The organism is Pseudohaliea sp. (genome assembly GCF_054552115.1).
The window spans coordinates 25,546-44,944 of sequence record NZ_JBTOLW010000032.1; the positions used below are offsets into that span (position 1 = coordinate 25,546).

The 19,399-nt window shown below is 68.3% G+C and carries 12 protein-coding genes; 4 read left to right on the top strand and 8 right to left on the bottom strand.

What is annotated here, in order from left to right:
* Nucleotides 1–43: 43 nt before the first annotated feature.
* From ACX93N_RS13830 to ACX93N_RS13855, 6 genes are all read right to left on the bottom strand, one after another.
* Nucleotides 44–1,471: a TolC family protein gene (locus ACX93N_RS13830; RefSeq protein WP_459429023.1), complete on the bottom strand. Its 1,428-nt coding sequence runs from the start codon at nucleotides 1,469–1,471 to the stop codon at nucleotides 44–46.
* On the bottom strand, nucleotides 1,471–2,526 hold the full coding sequence (locus ACX93N_RS13835) for an efflux RND transporter periplasmic adaptor subunit (RefSeq protein ID WP_459429024.1): 1,056 nt from the start codon (nucleotides 2,524–2,526) through the stop codon (nucleotides 1,471–1,473). Before ACX93N_RS13835 ends, ACX93N_RS13830 begins: the two co-directional genes overlap by 1 nt.
* A complete protein-coding gene (locus ACX93N_RS13840; RefSeq protein WP_459429025.1) occupies nucleotides 2,527–4,293 on the bottom strand; it encodes an ABC transporter transmembrane domain-containing protein in 1,767 nt (588 codons plus the stop codon).
* A gap of 99 nt (nucleotides 4,294–4,392) precedes the next feature.
* Nucleotides 4,393–4,866: a MarR family winged helix-turn-helix transcriptional regulator gene (locus ACX93N_RS13845; RefSeq protein ID WP_459429026.1), complete on the bottom strand. Its 474-nt coding sequence runs from the start codon at nucleotides 4,864–4,866 to the stop codon at nucleotides 4,393–4,395.
* A gap of 33 nt (nucleotides 4,867–4,899) precedes the next feature.
* Nucleotides 4,900–6,885 (bottom strand): tetratricopeptide repeat-containing sulfotransferase family protein, encoded by a 1,986-nt coding sequence (locus ACX93N_RS13850; protein WP_459429027.1) that lies wholly within the window; start codon nucleotides 6,883–6,885, stop codon nucleotides 4,900–4,902.
* A gap of 31 nt (nucleotides 6,886–6,916) precedes the next feature.
* On the bottom strand, nucleotides 6,917–9,523 hold the full coding sequence (locus tag ACX93N_RS13855; RefSeq protein WP_459429028.1) for a TonB-dependent receptor: 2,607 nt from the start codon (nucleotides 9,521–9,523) through the stop codon (nucleotides 6,917–6,919).
* A 454-nt stretch (nucleotides 9,524–9,977) separates the two neighbouring features.
* On the opposite strand from ACX93N_RS13855, the gene ACX93N_RS13860 reads away from it, so the two are divergent.
* Nucleotides 9,978–11,954, top strand: coding sequence for a BCCT family transporter (locus ACX93N_RS13860; protein ID WP_459429029.1), 1,977 nt, complete (start codon nucleotides 9,978–9,980; stop codon nucleotides 11,952–11,954).
* 6 nt (nucleotides 11,955–11,960) lie between these two features.
* Complete coding sequence (locus ACX93N_RS13865) at nucleotides 11,961–13,304, top strand: MFS transporter (protein WP_459429030.1); 1,344 nt, start codon at nucleotides 11,961–11,963, stop codon at nucleotides 13,302–13,304.
* A 6-nt stretch (nucleotides 13,305–13,310) separates the two neighbouring features.
* Here the strand turns inward: ACX93N_RS13865 and ACX93N_RS13870 are convergent, their stop codons facing one another.
* Nucleotides 13,311–14,405, bottom strand: coding sequence for an MJ1255/VC2487 family glycosyltransferase (locus ACX93N_RS13870; protein WP_459429031.1), 1,095 nt, complete (start codon nucleotides 14,403–14,405; stop codon nucleotides 13,311–13,313).
* A gap of 21 nt (nucleotides 14,406–14,426) precedes the next feature.
* Nucleotides 14,427–14,942 carry a phosphatase PAP2 family protein gene (locus ACX93N_RS13875; RefSeq protein WP_459429032.1) on the bottom strand — a complete coding sequence of 172 codons (516 nt, stop codon included), beginning with the start codon at nucleotides 14,940–14,942 and terminating at the stop codon, nucleotides 14,427–14,429.
* A gap of 152 nt (nucleotides 14,943–15,094) precedes the next feature.
* Between ACX93N_RS13875 and ACX93N_RS13880 the strand changes: the two genes are divergently transcribed.
* A complete protein-coding gene (locus ACX93N_RS13880; protein WP_459429033.1) occupies nucleotides 15,095–16,561 on the top strand; it encodes an amidase in 1,467 nt (488 codons plus the stop codon).
* 162 nt (nucleotides 16,562–16,723) lie between these two features.
* A complete protein-coding gene (locus ACX93N_RS13885; RefSeq protein ID WP_459429034.1) occupies nucleotides 16,724–19,222 on the top strand; it encodes a TonB-dependent receptor in 2,499 nt (832 codons plus the stop codon).
* Nucleotides 19,223–19,399 lie beyond the last annotated feature (177 nt).

The window sequence follows — 19,399 nt, forward strand, 5'->3', positions numbered from 1 at the left end:
CGTGGCATGACAGGCTGTTGACAGTACCCGGGACGCATCGGTGTCAGTCGCTGATACCGAGGCGCCCGAGGTTGACCGTTGCCGCATCGTAGTTGGCGCGCGCGATGCGGGTGCGGCGGTAGGCATCGAAGTAGCGTACCCGCGCGTTTGCCGCCGTCTCCTCGCGGATGTTCACGAGAAAGAAATCACTGGCGCCGCGCTCGAAGCGGGTGACCTCCGCCCGGCGCATGATCTCGGACTGCTCCACCTCGAGTGCCGCGAGTTCCATGAGGCGCAGGGCGATGTTGAGTTCGAGGAGGATGTTGCGCAGCTCGATCTCCACCTTGTCCTCCAGGCGCCGCCGCTCGGCGCGCAGCGCCGCGAGCTTCGCTTCCGCCTGGGACAGCTTGCCCCGGGCCGCGCGGCGCTCGAGAGGCACGGAGAAGGTGAGGCCGACGATCGCGTCCGTCTCGTCCCGGGAAACCCCGCCTTCACCGATGTTGCCGAAAGGCTGGGACAGCTCGACATTGAGGTCGAGCTGCGGCAGCAGTGCGTTTTCGGACAGCTCGACCTTGCGCACGGCCCGCTGCATGGCGGTCTGGAGAATGCGCAGTTCCGGCCGCCTCTCCAGCGTCGACGGGATGTCCAGGGGCGGCACGGGCGCTTTCTCCCGCGGCGTCACAACCTCCGGGTGCGGCAGCCGGGCCGGATCCGGGATGACCGGGAGGCCACTGTCGTCGCGGAGGAAAAAGGCCAGGCGGTTGGCGGCGCGGCGAAAATCCCGCTCGGCGGTGGTGACCAGCGTACGCCGCCGGGTGATGTTCTGCGCGTTCTCGGTGAGGAAGATCTTCGCCCGGCGACCGCTCTCGACCTCCCGCTCCAGGCCCTTCTCCCGGTCGAGGGCGATCGTTAGCAGGTTCTCGTAGATGTCGAGCTGCTGGCCGGCGGCCACCCACTCCCAGTAGGCCAGCAGCGCCTGCTGCTGCACGCCCACGCGGGTGAGCAGTACCTCCAGGTCGGCCTGCTCCAGGGCGAGCCGGCTGTCCAATTCGCGGAAGCGGCGCTCGTCGATGTCGCGGTCGCGCAGCAGGCTGAAAAGGACCCCGAGCTTGAGGTCGCCGCCCTCATTGGTGAACAGCTCGTCCTGGTAGATGGGGAAGTCCCCGCGGGAGAGGCTGTACTTGCTGTAGAGTTCGGCACCGAGCGGCCGCAGGGCCCGGCTCACGCCCCCCTCGGCATAGCGTCCGTCGTAGTAGCCGTCGGCCCAGGTTGTGCTGTCGCCCTTGAAAACGAGGTCGAAGGCGCCGAGGGCCTCGGTGACCTGGCCCTCCGCCGCACGGCGCTCGGCGATGGCCTTGAGGATGCCAGGGAAATGCTCGCCGGAGGCCTGCAGCACCTCCTCCGGGGTCAGCGGGCTGGTGACCCCGCCGTCCTCGCCGGCGAGGGTGCCGGCCGCCAGGGCCAGCAGCAGGATGGGCAGCCAGCGGCGCATCAGTTGCTCCCGCCGCCCTGCCCCTGGGACTGTCCCCGGGATTGGCCGCCGACCGGGAAGTCCGGCGGGAAGTTGTTCAGCTGGCGCCAGATCTCGTAGCCGACGGGCACGGTTTCGAGCAGGACCCAGCCGCGCGCCTTGGAGCCGAAGCGCACGAAGCGCGAGTCCGGCCAGGGGGTATCCCAGTCCTTGTCTTCCTCGACCAGGATGCGGAAGCGGCCATTGGGCTGTGCCGACGCGTCGATGGCCACGACGCGGCCCGCGAAGGTGCCCACGGCCTTTGATGGCCAGCCGCTCACCTGGATCACCGGCCAGCCCTCGAACTGGATCCGCACCGGGGCGCCCACGCGCACGATGGCGATATCGCGCCCGTCGATATAGAGCTCGAGGGCGCGCTCGATGTTGTCCGGGACGAAGGTGGCAATGACCTGCCCCGTGGAGACGAAGGTGGCGGCATCGCCGGCGTTGACCCGCAGGATGGTGCCGTCGCGGGGCGCGCGCACGATCTGCACCGATTGCCGCGACAGCTTGACGTCGACGCGGCTGACCTCCGCGGCGGCCTGGGCGACGCGGGAGCGGAGCTCCTCCACGCGGATCCGCGCCTGCTCGAATTCCCGGCGCGCGGCCAGCCCCTGGTCGAAGAGCTCCTCCATGCGCCGGCGGTCGATCTCGGCGATTTCCAGCGCCGTCTCGGCGGCGCTCAGGTTGGCCACCACCTGCTGGCGCTCGCTGCGCAGCCGCTCGAGCAGCTGGGGGTCGTTGTCGACGATGCGGACGATCGGGTCACCCACGCTCACCCGGCTGCCATCGCGCACGTACCATTCCTGGATGCGCCCGGAGACCAGCGCGTTGATCTCCTGCAGCCGGTCATTCGGGTTGAGCGCGGTGACCTTGCCCGGACCGCTCGCCGTCTGCACCCAGGGCACGAAGGCCAGGAACAGCACGATCAGGGCGATAAAAAAAACCAGGCTGAAGCCGATCGCCCTGGCCACCCGCGGCGTGCGGATGCTGTTGAGGGTGGTGAACTTGTCCCCGTGGACATCGAAGTAGGGCATCTAGGCACCCTCCCCGGTGTTGCTCGGCTCCATGCCGTGGCCCTCGACGGGTTCGCGCAGGGTCAGGCGCTCGAAGCGCATTTCCTCGCAGAGGCGGTCGTAGCTGTCGAACAGCCGCTGCTCCTCGCGGCCGAGGTGGAGATAGGTGGTGAAGGCAAAATCCGTGTGCTTGTTGGTGAAGTAGATCACCGTGGTACCCGCGCTCGACTGCAGCAGGTCGAGTGACGCCTTGAGGTGGCGCTCGGGCACCGCGTCGAACACCTGCGCCAGCACCAGCACGCGCGGGCGGGCGATGAGCGCGGCCGCCAGCTTGAGCTGCATGGTCTCGGTAATCGCCAGCGGCCAGCCGGTGGTGACCAGCGGCGTGTCGAGGCCCTCGGAAAGCTCCGTCACCGTCTTCTCGAGGCCGACAATGCGCATCGCCGTCATGATGTCGATGGCGTCCTCGTCGTCCGCGCTCAGGCGCAGGTAGTCGCGGATATCCGTCTCCACCGCCGAGGGCCGGTCGAGGACGATGATCTCCTGGCGCACCTCGTGGGCTTTCAGCGAGCGCAGGTCCTGGTCACCGAGGGCGATGTAACCGTTTTCCGGCTCCTCGTGGCACTTCAGGAGCTCGGTGAACAGGCGCTGGGCCATGTGGCTATCGGCATAGGCGCCGACCCGTGAACCCGCGGGCAGACGGCAGTCGAGCGCCACGGTGGCGCCGCGGATGCTGGTGCGCACCGCGACGAAATCGAGGCGGGCGCTCAGCGGCAGCCGGTGGATGGGTTCCTCCGGCCGTTCCTGCTCGATCTGCATGAACAGCGACAGCTCGTCGATCGCGGCGCAGAGGTAGTAGAAATAGTTGAGGTAGATACCGAGCTGGGAGATGCCGTAGAGCACCACGGAGAGCACCAGCTCGGCGGCCACCAGCTGGCCGAGGGAGAGCTGCCCCTGGATCACCAGCCAGCCGCCGAGGCCCAGGAGCGCCGCGCTGCCCGCCGCGTAGAGGAACAGGAAGCACAGCGTCTGCGAGAAGTGCTGGCGGAACAGGTAGCGGTGCTGCGCGATGTACTCACCGGTGAAGTGGTCCGTGCGCTCCAGCGCATCGTCGATGTGCCGCGCACTCTTGTAGAAGCCGTTGGATTTCGCCAGGCCCTCGAGCCAGGCGGCGGTGGTGTGCTTGCGGTGCGACAGCTCCACGGCGGCGCGGATGGCGCGCGGGCCCCAGATGAGCCACACCAGCCAGAGCAGCGCGATGATCACGAGATTGAAGACCAGCAGGAACGGGTGATAGAACGAGGTGAGGACGAAGCCCGCGGCCGCCTGCAGGATGATCGTGAAGCCGCCGATGAGAATATCGGGCATGCGGATCATGACCTGGATGATGTCGAAGTAGCGGTTGAACAGCGGCCCCTTGTCGTTGTCCTCGAAGTGCGGATTGCGCGCGTAGAGGGCGCGCAGGGCGATATCCGACACCAGCCGCGCATAGAAGCGGCGGCCGAAGACATCCATGATGTAGATGCGCAGCGCGCGCAGGACCCCGGCGATCAGCAGCAGGCCGAACAGCGACAGCGCCAGCACCACCAGCGGCGTGGGCAGCCCGGTGGCCGCGACGCTGTTCACCAGCATCTGCACGGAAACCGGCGTTGCCACCGACAGGATGCTGATGCCGATCCCATAGAGGATGGTGAGCGTGTAGAAGCGGTGCTCGGGGCCCAGGATCTGGACAAAATATCGGAACAGCGTCGTCAGCGAACGCGTTTCGACGGTGGGAGACTCTGCCATGACGGAATTTCTGACCTGCGGGTTGTCTAGTATACGTCCAGCCGGGGTGAGGGGATGCCCGCCACGCAAAAATTTCCGCCGTCCGCGGTTCTGCCCCGGCTAGACGACCTCGTCGCCGCTGGCGAGGAGCGGCGCTGCATCGAGCTCCTCCGCGTCCATCATGGTCGCCACCCGCTCGAGGGCGGCGACGATCTGGTGCTGCTCCCAGCTCGGCAGCCGCGAAAAGCGCGCCGAGAAGCTCTCCTGCAGGGGCATGGGCGCCTCCCGCAGGACCTGCTTGCCGAGATCGGTGAGCAGCACCTTCACGCGACGCCGGTCGACGGCGCTGCGCTCCCGGGTGAGCAGCTGCTTGTCCTCGAGGCGATTGAGGATCGTAGTCACCGTGGCCTGGCTCAGGCTGACGGCGCGGGCGATATCGCTCGCCGTCGGCAGCCCCTCGTCGCCAATGGCACGGATCACCACGAGCTGAGGCGTGGTCAGGCCCATGACCTTGCCCAGCTTGCGCGAGTGGATACTGGTCGCGCGCATGATGCGGCGCAGCGATACCAGCACTTCGTCTTCCAGTTCGGCCATGATCCTCGATTGATGCTTTCCCGCCACGACGCTTCAGGCCCCCGCCGGCGCCGGGCGCTCGCCGAGCGCGTCGCGCAGGGGCTGCAGCCAGGGCGCGTAATTGTGCCACTGTTCCTGCGCCGTGCGGAAGATCGGCTGGCGCACCTGCTCCGAGCTCGGTGTGCGCACGGCGCGCTCCGTCTCCCAGTAGCGCAGGCAGGCGGCTTCGAAGGGCAGGTCGAGGAAGTCGAGCATCCGCCGCACCTGCCCCTCCAGGTCGTCGAGCACATCCTCGTGCTGCACGCGCAGCACCTTGCCCGGCAGCACCGCGTCCCAGTGCGCCATCAGCTCGACGTACTCGCGGTAGTAGCGGCCGGTATCGGCGAGGTCGTAGCTGAATTCCTGCCCCTCTGCGAACAGCTGCTTGAAGTTGCTGAAGCAGCAGGCCATGGGCTCGCGGCGCGCGTCGATGATGCGCGCGTTGGGCAGGATGAGGTGGATAAGACCGATGTGGCGGAAGTTGTTCGGCATCTTGTCGATGAAGCGCGGTGCGCCCTGGCGGTGGATCCGTGTTTCCTTGAGGAAACGCTCGCCGAGGGCCTCGAGGGTTTCGCCGTCCAGCGCCTGCAGCACCGCCGGGTACCCCGGCGTCTCGCCGCCCACGGCCCGGCGCCGGAGCTGCTGGCTCAGCGCGAGGATGTTGGGCAGCTCCTGGGTGCCGTCCACCTGGCTGTGCGAGGACAGGATCTGCTCGAGCAGCGTGCTGCCGGCGCGCGGCATGCCGACGATAAAGATCGGATCCGGCGCCTTGCAGCCGGCGCCCTCCCGCCCCTCGAAGAGCGACCGGTCGCAGTGCTCGCGCTGCGCCGCGAGCTCCCGGGACATGGCGTCGGCATCGTAGCGACTGGCCGCCCGCTTCAGGCGATTGCCCTCGGCATAGTGGCGGAAAGACGCCGCGTAATCCTTGCGGTCCTCTTCGGCCTTGCCGAGGGCGAAGGACAGGTAGACCCGGTCCGCCGCGGGCAGCCCCGGCGTGGCCAGGACCCGTTCCATGGTGGCGAGCTCGCCGTCATCGAAGCGGTAGGTCTTCAGGTTGGCCAGCGAGTACCAGGCCTCGCCATGGCGCTCGCGGCTGGACAGCGCGCTGCGGTAGGCGGCCACGGCCGCCGCGTAGTCACCGCAGGTCTTCAGCGCGTGGCCTCGGGAGGTGTGCGTGACGGGGTCGCCGGGCAGCTGCTCGAGCACCGCCGCGAAACCCGCGAGCGCCTCCTCGTAGGCGCCGGCCTGCAGGCACTCCACGGCGTGCAGGGAGCGCAGCTGGACGTTGTCCGGGTGTTCCTCGAGGAGCCGCGCGGCCTCTTCCCGGGCGCGGGCGAACTTCTGCCGCCGGCCGAGTACCCGCACGTAGTCGATGCGCGCCGGCAGATTGCCGGGCTCGAAGGCCGCAGCACTCTCGAGGAGGAACTCCGCCTCCTCCAGGGCACCGAGGCGCACACCGATTTCCGCGAGCAGACGCATGCCCTCGACATGCTGCGGCACGGACTGCAGGAAGCGCCGGCAGAGGGTCTCCGCCTTGAGTACACGGCCACGGGCCAGCAGGTCGGTCACCGCGACCAGCGGCTTCGGCAGTGCCTGCAGGCGCTCGAGCTGTGACGCCACCGCGGCGGCCGCGGCGCGCTCGCCCCGCGCCTCGAGGATAGCCAGCTGCCCGCGGAAGCTCGCCGCGAGAGACGGGTTGACCCGGCAGGCCTCCGCGTAGGCGCGCAGCGCCCCGTCGGCATCGCCGCTATCACGGCAGAGGTGCCCGAGTTCCTGCAGCGCGTGCCCGTGCTCCGGCTCGACGGCGAACACCCGCTCCAGGCAGGCGCGCGCGTCATCGAAGGCACGCAGGAAACGGTGGCAGACGGCGGCGAGGTACAGCGCCTCGGTCCCGGCCTCCGGCGACGCCGCGTCCAGCAAGACGAGCGCGCCGGCGAAATCGCCGGCGCGCATCTTTTCCTGGACCGCCGCCCGGTCGGGCGGCGCCGTGCTCTCCGTCACGCTGGCAGCCCCGCGGCCACCGGCGGTGGCCTCACTGGAAGTCGTAGCTGAAGCGTACACCGGCAGTGAGCGGACGGGCGAGGGTCGGACGGTTGCGGTCGTTGACGTAGTTCATCGACAGCTCCGCGGCCTCGTCGGTGAGGTTGTCCACGAACAGCTCGGCCATCCAGCTGCCGGTGCTGACCCCGGCCGTGACCCCCACCATCAGCCAGGAGTCGAGCTTCTGGCGGTTGATGGTGATGATGTCGCTGTAGGCTTCCTCGGAGTAGGCCAGGTGCGGCATGACATGTGCGCGCATGCCGTTCTCCAGGTCCCACTCGTAGCGGGCCCGCAGGTTGCCCTGGAACTCCGGCGCGAAGGCGAGCGTGTCGCCTTCCTGCACGTCGTCCGTGGGCGTGAGCACGTCCGTGATCTCCGTGTCGAGGAAGGAGAAAGCGCCGCTCACGGTCAGGCCCGGGATCGAGGCCGGCGCCCAGGTCACCGTGCCTTCCATGCCGAGGATCTCGGCGTTGGCCGCGTTGTCGGAGAAGAACAGGTTGACGATGCTCGGGTCGAAGATCGTCGTCTGCAGGTTCTCGACATCCACGAAGAACAGGCTGCCGTTGAAGCGCAGCGTCTGGTCCGCGAGGTCGAGCTTCCAGCCGAGCTCGTAGTTGGTCACGTCGTCCGTGTCGAGGGCGAAGGGCACGGTGTAGTCACCGGGCCCCGGGGCGCCGCCCGGGCGGTTGAGCAGGCCGGGGCGGAAGCCCTCGGAGACCGTGGCGAACCAGAGCTGGTTCATGGTCGGCGTCCAGGACAGGGAGACCTTGCCGATGACGCCGTCGGTCTGCGCCGTGTCCGGCGCGTTCTGCAGCGCGTTGGCGACCTGGGCCGGGGCCTCGTCGATGTTGTCCAGCGTGTAGGTCAACTGCGCCGCGGGGTCGCAGGTACCCCGGAAGGTGACCTGGCCGTCGCCGTTGTAGAGATCGGAGATATCCGTGCCGAAGGAGTTTGAATCGGGCTGGAACAGGTTACAGAAGGAGGAGTTGGCGCCACCCTCGAGATCCACCTCGATGTCGTAGTAGCGGGCGCCCAGGGTCAGCGCGAGCGTGTCGCTGATATCAAAGGTCGCCTCGCCGAAGACCCCGAGCTGCTCGTCGGTCCGCTTCACGTCGTTGCGGAAGATCGTGCCGGACGGGAAGGGGCCCGGGTCGGAGTAGTAGCCGGTGGTGAAGGGGAAGTTCGGCGAGAAGCCCGTCTGAACCCCGTAGCCATCGACCACCGCAGAGCCCGGGTAGACGAAGTCGTTGCGCTCCTCGAGCTGCAGGTCGCTGTAGAAGCCGCCGACGGTCGCGCGCAGGCGCCGGTCTTCCGGCGTGTTGAAGCGCACCTCGTGAGTCCAGACCTGGGTATCGGTGATGGAGTTCACCTGCAGGTCCGGCGGCTGGCAGGTGCCGGCCGGGGCGGCGTCGCCCGGGTACGAAACGGAGCTGTCACAGATGTAGTAGGGCAGGTACTGGCCGACGAACAGGTAGTCGGAGTAGTCGACCAGCTGGTCCGTCTCCCGGTTGGTGAAGGCACCGGTATACAGGGCCTCCAGCTCGCCGATGCGGCCCTTCAGCGTCCAGGAGGTGTTGTTGAAGCTGTCCTCCAGGCTGTCCTCGGTGAAGCGGGTCACCTCGTACTCGTCCTGGTCGCCATCGGAGTAGAACACGCCGTCCGAATCCAGCTGCTGCTGCATGTGCGAGACGGTGAGGTCCCAGTCGGCGTTGATCAGGTATACGCCGGTGAGGCGGAAACCGTTGTAGGAGGTGTCGTTGAAGTCGTCCTCGGCGATATTGCCGTTATCGGCCTCGAGGAAGGTCACGGCGGAGAGGTCCGAGGTGGACTGAAAGCCGGCGCGGCGATCGTTCACCGGGACCCCGTTGGAACGGACCGTACCGGCGGGACGGAAGCGCGCGCTCTCGCGGGCCGTGAGCGTGCCCGGGACGTTGTCCACGTAGCCGCCCATGTTGTCGGTGTAGACCACGCCGCGCAGCGCCAGCTTGTCGGACACCGGCAGGTTGAACATCCCCTCGAGGTTGTTGCTCATCTCACCGCCCTTGGTCCAGGAGGTGCCGGCCTTGAGGCGGCCGTAGGTGCCGGTGAAGTCCGGCTTGTTGGTGATCAGGCGCACGGTACCGGCCTGGGAGCTGGCGCCGAAGAGCGTGCCCTGCGGGCCGGCCAGCACCTCCACGCGGTTGATATCGGCCGCGTAGACGTCGAGGTTCCGTCCGGGCTGCGCCAGCGGCTGCTCGTCGAGGTAGAAGGCGACGTTGGGGGACAGGCCGGCGACACCGGCCGTGGTGAGGTTCGGCGTGGTGGAGGCGATGCCGCGGATGTAGATGGTGTTCTGGCCCGGGCCGCTGCCGCCGGCGGTGACGCCCGGGAGCTGGATCAGGTAGTCCTCGAAATTGCCGACGCCCATCTGCTCCAGGCTGTTCTGGCCGAGCGCCTGGACGGACAGCGGAATGTCCTGGGTACTCGCCTCGCGCTTGGTCGCGGTGACAATGACCTCTTCCATCTGCGCCTGGGCGCCCGTGGCGATGGTGCCACCGGCAACGGCCGACAGAACGGCGCGGCTGAGCGTCTTGCGGTTGAATACGGGCAGTCGTGACATGGCTAGTCCCTCTGTTGCTTGAATTCGTGTGCTGGAGCCCGCTCGCGGCTTGGCAGGTAAAAAAGAAGTGCCGCGGACTTATTGTTGACGGGCGTTACTTTGAGTCGGCGGCAATTATAGGCCAAAGTATTTTCACAGTGCCACCCTCGGGGACAATCGAAGTAAATATCAACGAAAAATAACGATTTGGCGAAAATTGGTTGCATTCTGCGATTTTCGGGAAGGCCAGAATCATTTTTAGCCAAAGCGTTTCCTGTCGGCTGCGCTATACTGCGCCCCGCATTCACCGCAGGGCGGCAGCAGGCGCGCCCTGCCGCACCCCCGATGCCATCGCCGCCGGCGCCCGTTCCGCGCCGCGCACGGCCCGGCTTGCCCGGGACCCGGGACCGGTTGTCGCGCCGGGATCGTCGGGCGTGCACAACAATCGGGGCCCATCACCCGGAGGGAGAGATCCATGGAGCAAGCGCCGCTACCCAAGCCACGGCTCGTCGTCGACCACAGCGTGTTCTGGCCCGCCACCGCGGTGCTGGTGCTGCTGGTGCTCGTCGCCGGCCTCGCCCCGGCGGCGAGCAACGAGGTGTTCCAGGCCATGCAGGACGCGATCGTCCACTACGGCAGCTGGTACTACGTGCTGGTGGTTGCGATCATTCTCATCGCGGTGCTCGTGTTCGGCCTCTCCCGCTACGGCGACATCAAGCTCGGGCCCGACCACTCGGAGCCCGCCTACAGCTATACCTCCTGGTTCGCCATGCTGTTCGCCGCCGGCATGGGCATCGGCCTCATGTTCTACGGGGTGGCCGAGCCGGTCATGCACTACCTGCAGCCGCCCCACGGCAACGGCGGCGGCATCGACGCCGCGGCCCAGGCCATGAAGCTCACCTTCTTCCACTGGGGCGTCCACGCCTGGTCCATCTATGCCATCGTCGCCCTGGTACTCGCCTACTTCGCCTACCGGCACAGCCTGCCGCTGACCCTGCGCTCCGCCTTCTACCCGCTGATCGGCGAGCGCATCTACGGCACCCCGGGCGCGATCGTGGATATCTTTGCCATTGTCTGCACCACCTGCGGTGTCGCCACCAGCCTCGGCCTCGGCGTCCTGCAGATCAACAGCGGCCTCAACTACCTCCTCGGCCTCCCCATCGGGCCCGGCATGCAGGTCATCCTGATCGTGGGAACCATGCTGCTCGCGACCATCTCCGTCGTGATGGGGCTGGACGCCGGCATCAAGCGCCTCTCCGAGATCAATATCGTGCTCGCCATCCTGCTGCTCATCGGCGTGCTCCTCGCGGGGCCCACGGTCATCGTGCTGCAGGGCACGATCGAGAATCTCGGCAGCTATGTCAGTGATCTCGTCAGCTACACGTTCAACCTCTACGCCTACGACCCCACCGACTGGCTCGGCGGCTGGACGATCTTCTACTGGGGCTGGTGGCTGTCCTGGTCGCCCTTCGTCGGCCTGTTCATCGCGCGCATCTCCCGCGGGCGCACCATCCGCGAGTTCATCCTCGGCGCCATGCTCGTGCCCTGCGGCTTCACGCTGCTGTGGATGGGGATCTTCGGCAACAGCGCCATCGAACTGATTCTCCACGGCGGCCAGCAGGCGCTGGCGGACGCGGTGCAGGAGAACAACGCCATTGCCCTGTTCCGCTTCCTCGAGTACCTGCCGATGCCGACGGTCCTGTCGACCATCTCCCTGCTCATGGTGATCGTGTTCTTCGTCACCTCGGCGGACTCGGGCGCCATGGTGCTGAACATGCTCGCCGCCAAGGGCCGCGACGACACGCCCTGGCCGCAGCGCATCTTCTGGACGGCCATCATCGGCCTCATCGCCATCGTCCTGCTCCTGGCCGGCGGCCTGTCCTCCCTGCAGACCGCGGCGATCGCCAGCGCCCTGCCCTTCTCGGTGGCGCTCCTCGGGGCCATCTGGGGCTTCGGGCGCGCGCTGCACCTGGACGTGGCCAAGAGGGACACGCAAAGCGTGTCGCCGCTCATCGCCAACCCCGGCGACTGGCGCGCCCGCCTCGACAACCTGCTCAACTACCCCGGTGACACCACCGTGCACAGCTTCATGCGGGAAACGGTGCTGCCCGCGCTGCGGGAGTTTGCCGGCGAACTCGTCGGCCACGACATAGAGGCCCGGGTGTTCAACGACATCGGCAGCCGCGGCGCCGTGCGCCTCGAGGTGTACCACGGTGAGGAAACGGACTTCGTCTACGAGGTCCGCTGCCGGGCCCATGCCCTGCCCGGTGAAGCCTTCGTCGGCAAGGCCCTCGAAGAGCTCGACAACGAGGAGAAGTTCTACCGCGCCGAGGTACACCTCGCGGAAGGCGGCCAGGACTACTGCGTCATGGGCTGGACCCGCGCCCAGGTCACCCACGACGTGCTCGGCCAGTACGAGAACCACCTCCAGTTCCTGCACAGCATGCGCTAGTGTCCTGTGAACACTGGGGACACGACACCGCAGCCAGAGCTGCCCCGCCGGGAAAAGGTCGCCTACACAGCCCTTTACACCCTGCTCGCCGAGGAAGAGGATGCGCGGGTCTGCCGGGACATCCCCGACGCCGCCTGTCACGAGCAGCCGGCCGCCTTCACCCTGCAGCTGGCGGCGCAGACCCTGAGCAAGCTCGGCGATGCGCTCTCGTCCAGCCGCCTGGTGCTCGCCTGGATTCTCACCAGCCTCGGCGCACCGGCCATCTACCTGTCGCTGCTGGTCCCGCTGCGCGAATCCCTTTCCCTGCTGCCCCAGCTCGCGGTCGCCCAGGCACTGCGGGAGCGGCCCCTGCGCAAGCGCTTCTGGGTGGCGGGGGGGCTCGCGCAGGCGCTGGCGCTCGCGGCCATGGTGCCCGCGCTCTTCCTGCTCGAAGGGCATGCCCTGGGCAGCGCGGTGTGCCTGCTGCTGGCGCTCTTCAGCCTCGCCCGGGGCGTCTGCTCGGTCGCGGCCAAGGACGTGCTCGGCAAGACGGTGTCGAAATCGCGCCGCGGCAGGCTCACGGGCCTGGCCGGCTCGGCCGCGGGCCTGGCCACCCTCGGGGTCGCCGGGGTCCTCGTCCTGGCCGGTGGCCGCGACGCCGCAGAGATCGGCCTGTTCGCCGGGCTGCTTGCCGCCGCCGCATTCGCCTGGGCCCTCGCCGCGCTGGTCTACGCCCGGGTACCGGAGGCACCCGGGGCCACGGCGGGGGGCGGCAACGCCCTCGACGAGGCACTGCGCAGCCTGCGCCTGCTCCGGGACGATGTGCCCTTCCGGGATTTCGTGATCGCCCGCAGCCTGCTCGTGGCCACGGCTTTCGCCATCCCCTACCTCGTGGTACTGCTCCGCAGCGGCGGCACGGGCGAGCTTGCGCTGGGCGTGCTGCTGCTCGCGGAGGGCCTCGCCGCCCTGCTCTCCGCCCCTTTCTGGGGCTTCTGGTCGGACAGCGCCTCACACCGGGTGATGGCCGCCGCCGCCCTGCTTTCGGCCCTGGGCCTGGGCCTCGCGCTGCTGCTGGCTCGCCAGGGAGCGCTGGCCAGCAGCCTCACCGGGGCGGCTCTCCTGTTCCTCTGCGCCGTCGCCCATCAGGGTGCCCGGGTCGGCCGCAAGACCTACCTCGTGGATCTCGCTTCCAGCGAGAACCGGGCGGCCTACACGGCGGTCAGCAACACGGTGCTCGGCATCGTGCTCTTCGCAGGCGTGGGCCTGGGGTTGCTCGATACGGTGCTGGGAACGGAGGCGGTTCTCGCCGCACTGCTGCTGCTCGCCCTGCTGGCCGCGCTGCGCTGCGCGACGCTGCCCCGCGTCGACTAGCCCCGCCTAGGCGGTGAGCGCAAGGGGCCGGGGCTGGCGCCCGGCGCCGGCGCGGCTGCCGATGCGCTCCGCGTGCACCGCGCCCCAGAGCCGGTCGCTGAGCGCGGCGAGGGCGCGGTCCCGGTAATCGCCGGCCAGCAACCAGTCGGCCAGGGCTCCCGCCACGTCCGGGAAATGCAGCCGCGGTGCCGTGGCATCGCTGTCCAGCCAGTCGCCGATGCGCCGCGCATCCAGGCGCTCCATGCTCGCCCCGTAGCCCAGCCGGCGCAGCGCCAGCGCATTCGACGCCTGCTCCATCTGCCGCCCCTGGGGCTTGACCAGCAGGCGCTTGCCGAGGGCGAGGCACTCGCTGGCAAGTTCGAAGCCGGCGTTGCTGATCACGCCGTCGCAATCGGCCAGGTCGCGGCGGAAGCCCTCGAGCGAGGTCGGACGCAGGCGCAGGTTGCCCTCGTCCCGGCACGGCGAGCCGGGCGCGTAGACGAAGAACTCGTGGGCCACGAAAGGACGCAGCAGCGCCTCCACCGCCTCCGGATCCTCGAAGGGCAGGTAGACGAGAATCTTGCCGCGCCGCCGCTGCGGTGGCGCGTCATCGAGATCGACCAGCGGCGGCAGGATCGGGGCGCCGAAGGGGGCCCAGTGCATGCCGACGCGCACGCTGCCCGGCGCGAACAGGCGCATGACCAGCATGGTTCGCAGGTCGCGCCGGGCCACGGGGACCGGGTGATCGAAGGCGGGCTGGTGGCCGAGGCTGACGACCGTCCGGCCGCGAAGCCGTCCCGCCCAGGCGGTCACGGGCTCGAAATCACTGAGGATGACGTCATAGCCGCTGACATCGAGGCTGCGCACATCGCGCAGGAACGCGAGATAGTCGTTGCGAAGGACGGTCTTCAGGTAGCTCACGCGACCGTGCTCGTTGACGAAGGTGAGGCCCCGGCGCCACTGGAAGGCACCGAAACAGTCCATGGCGAAGAAACCGGCGCGCGGCCGCCCGCTGAACAGATAGTCGACGCTGACACCGCGCGCCGCAAGGGCCGCCGCCATGGCGCGGGCGCGGCTCAGGTGGCCGTTCCCCGTGCCCTGCACACCGTAGAGAATCCGCATGGTTACCTCGCCTCCCGCCGCTCAGGCGAGCAGCCCGCTCACCGCGAGACCGAGGCCGGTGCCGAGGGCAGCACCGACCAGCGTGTCCGTGGGGAAATGGACACCGAGATAGACCCGCGACATGCCGACAGCCATCGCCCAGCCGTAGGCCAGCAGGGCGAGGGGCCCGAAGTGCAGCCACAGCAGCGTGGCGAACAGGAACGCCGCGGAGGTGTGCCCCGAGGGAAAGGAGAACTCGTCCGAGGCGATGATCGTGCTCTCGAAACCCGGCAGCGCCTGGGCGGGCCGCTTCCGCCGGAGCGTGTTCTTCAGCACCCAGTAGATCGCGCGCTCCGCGGTGAAAGCCAGCGCCGTGGCGAGCACGAGCCGGTCACCGGCCTCGCTGACGATGGACAGCAGCAGCGGCAGGATCACGTACAAGTGGCCGTCCGCCGTGCGGGAGACCCGGCGGGCGTGCAGCGCCAGCCAGCTCTCCGACTGCCTGAGCAGGAGCAGCAGCCGACGATCGATGACCTGGATGTCTTCAAGCATTCGCATGGATTGAAGGCTAACCACGCCGGGTGACAAGAGCGTGACGCGCAAGCGCGTTTTTGTGAATTTTCCGTGACAGTCGCGATGCGCTGCGGCGGCGGCCGGGGCTGCTATGATGCGGCCTGCTACGAGGTCAGTAACGGGAACAGGAGCCAGCCGTGAGCTTTCTCTATCGAAGCGCCTTCGCCATCGCCGAGGACATCAAGGCCGGTCGCGCCAGCGCCCGGGACGCCGTCGAGTTCTTCCTCGCCCGGATCGACGCCCACAACGGCGCGCTCAACGCCGTGGTTGCCATGGACCCGGACGCGGCGCGGGCCCGGGGCGAGGAAGCCGACGACGCCGCCGCGCGGGGCGAGGACTGGGGCCCCCTGCACGGCGTGCCCCTGACCATCAAGGATGCCTACAGCACCTGTGAGCTGCCGACGGTCGCCGGCGTGCCCGAGCGGGCCGGCAAGGCAGCAGCGGAAAACGCCGTCGCCGTACAGCGCTACCTCGACGCCGGCGCAATCCTCCTCGGCAAGACCAACGTGCCCTTCATGAGCGCGGACCTGCAGAGCTACAACGCCGTCTACGGCACCACCAATAACCCCTGGGCCACGGACCGGACCTGCGGCGGTTCCTCCGGCGGTGCGGCCGCGGCACTGGCGGCCGGCCTCACGCCGCTGGAGGTCGGCTCCGACATCGGCGGCTCCATCCGCACGCCCAGTCACTTCAACGGCATCTTCGGCCACAAGACCAGCCACGGGCTCGTCAGCCTCCTGGGCCATATCCCCCCCGCTGAGGGTCTCCTCGCCGAGCCGGACCTCTCCGTTGCCGGCCCCCTTGCCACCAACGTGGCAGACCTTGCGCAGGCGCTGGACCTGCTCCTCGGGCCCGCCGCGGCGACCGCCGGCCCCTGCGCCGTTGGCCCCGCCCTGCCGGCGCCGCGTTTCGAGAACGCCCGCGAGCTGCGCGTGGCGGTCTGGGCCGACGATCCCTTCTGCCCCGTGCACCCCGCGATCCGCGAGCATGTCCTCGCCGCGGCGGACACCCTCGAGGGGCTCGGCGCGCGGGTGGACCGGGCGGCGCGGCCCGCCTTCGACCCCCGGGCGAACCACGAGAACTATACGATGCTGATGCTCTCGATCCTCGGCGCGGACATGCCCGCCGCGGTGCGCGAGCAGGCGCAGGCCGCTGTCGCCGCGGCCGCGCCCGAAGACATGAGCGAGCCGCTCCTGCAACTCCGCGGGATCGCCCTCTCACACCGGGACTGGCTGCGGGAAAACGAGCGCCGGACGCAGACCCGCCGCGCCTGGGCGCGCTTCTTCGGGGACTTCGACGTGCTGCTCTGCCCCTGCGCGCACGTGCCGGCGTTCCCGCACGACCAGAGCGAGCCGATGCAGGCACGCTCCCTGGAGGTCGATGGGGAGAGCCGGCCCTACACGGAGATCCTGCGCTGGGCCGGCCTGACACTGAACGCCTACCTGCCCGCCACGGCCGTGCCCCTCGGCACCACGGACGACGGCCTGCCCGTGGGCTGCCAGGTCGCCGGCCCCTTCCTGGGCGATCGCACGACACTCGCGGTGGCCGCGCTCCTGGAGCAGCACCACCGCGCCTTCGTGCCCCCGCCGGGCTACGCCGGCTAGCGGCACATCTGCCAGGACACAACACAGGCTTGTTTCCCGGAAAGTCGCTGCATTACTATCCCTGAAGGTCCGGCCGGTTACCCGCCGGGCGGGCCACCTACTAACGATAAGAGACCAAAGGGGTAATCTATGGCTGCGCCGTTTCGCAGAGTGCCGCTCGCAGTGGCTCTGTCCTTTCCGCTCGCCGCGCCCATCGCCGGCGCCCAGCAACTCGAAGAAGTGATCGTGACCGCGCAGAAGCGCGCCGAAAGCCTGCAGGACGTACCGATCTCCGTCTCTGCCATTCAGGGCGAGCAGATCCAGGATGCGGGTATCCCCAACATGGCGGCACTGGCGGACTACGTGCCCAACCTGCACATCGCCGATGCACCGGTGAACACCAACATCTACATGCGCGGCGTCGGCTCCGGCAACAACCAGGGCTTCGAGCAGTCCGTGGGCATGTACATCGACGGCGTCTACATGGGCCGCGGGCGCCAGTACCGCGCGGCCTTCCTCGACGTCGAGCGGGTGGAGGTGCTGCGCGGACCCCAGGGCACGCTCTTCGGCCGCAACACGGTGGCCGGCGCGGTCAATATCACCAGCGCCTCGCCGGAGATGGGCGAGGCGTTCAACGGCCAGCTCGCCGCCTCCTACGAGTCCAACGAGGGCGAACTCTACGAGGGCTATATCAGCGGCGCGCTGACGGACACGCTCGCGGCCCGCCTCGCCTTCAAGTCGCGCGAGACCGACGGCTACGCGCGCAACGCCTTCCTCGGCGAGAGCGAGGGCCGGATCGACGAGTTCACCTACCGCCTCACGCTGGCCTGGCAACCGACCGATGACCTCGACATCAATTTCAAGTACAGCAACTCGGACTACGAGCGCATCGGCGCCACCACCACCGGCAAGGTCTTCCTGACCGCGGACCAGCGCAACGAGCTGGTGCCCAACCGCTCCGCCTTCGCGGACACCGCCTACTCGATCATGGACATGTTCTTCCCCGAGTACGCGGACATCACGCAACAGGAATTCACCATCTACAAGGACAACGGCTACGGCCAGTCGCAGGCGGACGGGCTCGGCATCGGCATCAACCCGGACAGCAGCGAGAACGACATCGACAATGCGGTGCTCACGGTGAACTGGAACCTCGGCGGGCACACGCTGACGTCCGTGACCGGCTACTCCGAGTACCGCTACGTCGACGGCACCGACGTCGACTGGCTGCCGCTGCAGTTCATCCACCGCGATGACGACCAGCGCTTCGAGCAGTGGAGCCAGGAGCTGCGCATTACCTCACCGGGCGGCGAGTTCTTCGACTACGTCGCCGGCTTCTACTACGATACCTCGGACCTGGACTTCGACCGCCGGGTGACCCTGGACACGAACTTCGACGGGCTGTTCCCGCAGTTCCTGTCCAACGTGCTGTCCGGCGGGGCGATTCCGCCGGAGGCATTGCCGCAGAACCTGCTCGCCGTGCAGACCGGTGGCGCCTACGGCCCGAACCAGATCGCCCGCAACCGCTTCTACCAGCTGGAATCGGAGTCCTGGGCCCTGTTCGGCCAGGGCACCTTCAACTTCACCGACCGCCTGCGCCTCACCGTGGGCGTGCGCTACACGGAAGAAACCAAGGATGTGATCAGCCGGCAGTTCACCTCGGACAGCAATACCGGCCTGGGCACTCCCAGCGACAGCTACTTCCTCGCCCTGATCCAGGCAACGAGCTTCAACGCCTATCGCTACAACTATGACGAGGACCGGGAAACGGATGCCCTTCTTCCCTCCTTCAACCTGCAGTGGGACGTGGGTGAGGACTCCATGCTTTACGCCAGCTTCTCGCAGGGCTTCAAGAGCGGCGGCTTCACCGCAGCGGATGACGGCGAACCGGGGGACCTTGACCAGGGGTCCTTCCCCTGCGCCCCCAACCCGGACTTCAGCGTCGACGTGGCGAGCTGTTACGACCCCACCAACCCGAACGACGACTTCGAATTCGACGACGAGGAGGTGGACGCCTACGAGATCGGCGGCAAGCACACGCTGCTGGATGGCGCCATGCGCTTCAACTGGGCGCTGTTCTACACGGAATACAGCGACCTGCAGACGGCCGTTTTCGAGGGCCTGGGCTTCAACGTGAAGAACGCGGCCAGCTCCGAGGTCCTGGGCCTCGAGGTGGACAGCATGTGGCAGGCCACGGACGCCCTGCGCCTGGGCCTCAATTTCGCGTGGCTCGACGCCAGCTACGACGAGTTTGCCGACGGCCCCTGCACCGCCATCCAGATCGATGCCGACCCCTTCTGCGGCAGCCCCCTGGGCGTGAGCGAGAACGATCTCTCCGGCGAACCGACGCTCTACGCCTCGGACTACAGCGCCTCGTTCCTGTTCGACTACGTACGCCCGATCGGCGGCGTCGAGTTCTTCATGAGCGGCGAAGCCAACTACCGGGACGAGTTCAACTCGGCGGGGGACAACGATCCGCTCGACGTGATCGATTCCTACACCAAGGTGAACCTGCGCCTCGGCGTGCGCGGCGACTGGTGGGAGCTCATGGCCTACGGCCGCAATATCTTCGACGAAGAGGTGTACATGCAGAGCTTCGACATCCCGGTGCTGGTGGGCTCCCACGCCCAGTACCTCGAGGAGGGCCAGATCTGGGGCGCGAGGCTCACCGCGCGCTTCTGACGTGGGCGGATGAATGAAAAGGCCCACCATAGCTGGCGGGCCTTTTTGGCACTTCGCAACTTCCCGGGGCGGGGGGGGGGGGGGGGGGGAAAAAGCAACCCCACCCCACCCCCCCCCCCCCCCCTCCCCCCCCACCCCCCCCCCCCCCCCCCCCCCCCCCCCCCCCCCCCCCACCCC